This window comes from Noviherbaspirillum galbum, assembly GCF_010974945.1.
GTDB classification, from domain to species: domain Bacteria; phylum Pseudomonadota; class Gammaproteobacteria; order Burkholderiales; family Burkholderiaceae_D; genus Noviherbaspirillum; species Noviherbaspirillum galbum.
The window spans coordinates 1-807 of the sequence record NZ_JAAIVB010000059.1 but is presented as its reverse complement, the minus strand read 5'-3'; the positions used below and the strand labels follow the sequence as shown (position 1 = coordinate 807).

Genomic DNA, 807 nt, shown 5'->3' with positions numbered 1-807 from the left:
ATGATGCTGCTGCCATTGAGCACGATGTCGCCGGAACTCACCGGGAAGCGTCCCGAGATCAGGTTGAACAGCGTGGACTTGCCCGCGCCGTTGGGGCCGATGATGGCGAAGCGCTCGCCACGGGGCACCTGCAGGTTGGCGCCGCGGATGATCTCCGACTTGCCGAAGCTCTTGCGCACGTCCTTGAGTTCGAGGGCATAGGCACTCATGCTGCCCTCCGGATCATTTCTTCGATTTCGGTATTCACTTCACCCCACACTTGTGTAAATCGTTTCCTTGTCTGCCAGAACGCCGCGCCGCCGATGGCGATGAGCACCAGCGCGACGATCCACGGCCCGGCCGTGGCGGTGTCGACCGTGGTGCCGAACAGCGGCATGACGGTGCCGTTGGCCGCTTCCAGCGTGTAGTGGTACAGCATCTCGATGGCCATGATTGCGCCCAGCAGGCCCACCAGCGCCGCGCCCACCACCGCGCTCATGCTCGGCAGCACCCGCCTGAACTTGCCGAACTTGGCCAGGCGCACGTTGAGCATGATGATGCCCGACACCCCGAACGGCGCGTACATCACGATCAGGATGAAGAACACGCCCAGGTACAGCTGCCAGGCCTTGGTGAAGTCCGACAGCATGACGGTGAGGAACACGCCGATGATGGCGCCCAGGATGGGGCCGAAGAAGAAGCCCACGCCGCCGATGAAGGTGAACAGCAGGATCGCGCCGGAGCGGATGGCCGAGACGTTCTCCGCGGTGACGATCTCGAAGTTGATCGCGCCCAGGCCGCCGGAGATGCCGGCGAAGAAGCCCGACA

1 protein-coding gene and 1 pseudogene are annotated in these 807 nt (G+C 63.8%); both read right to left on the bottom strand.

Going from position 1 to position 807, the window contains the following annotated elements:
* A partial coding sequence (locus G3574_RS17505; protein ID WP_163965964.1) for an ATP-binding cassette domain-containing protein occupies window positions 1-209 on the bottom strand: 209 nt, incomplete at its 3' end.
* A pseudogene (locus tag G3574_RS17500) lies at window positions 206-807 on the bottom strand (branched-chain amino acid ABC transporter permease); the annotation flags it as partial. The gene G3574_RS17505 and the pseudogene G3574_RS17500, both read right to left, overlap by 4 nt.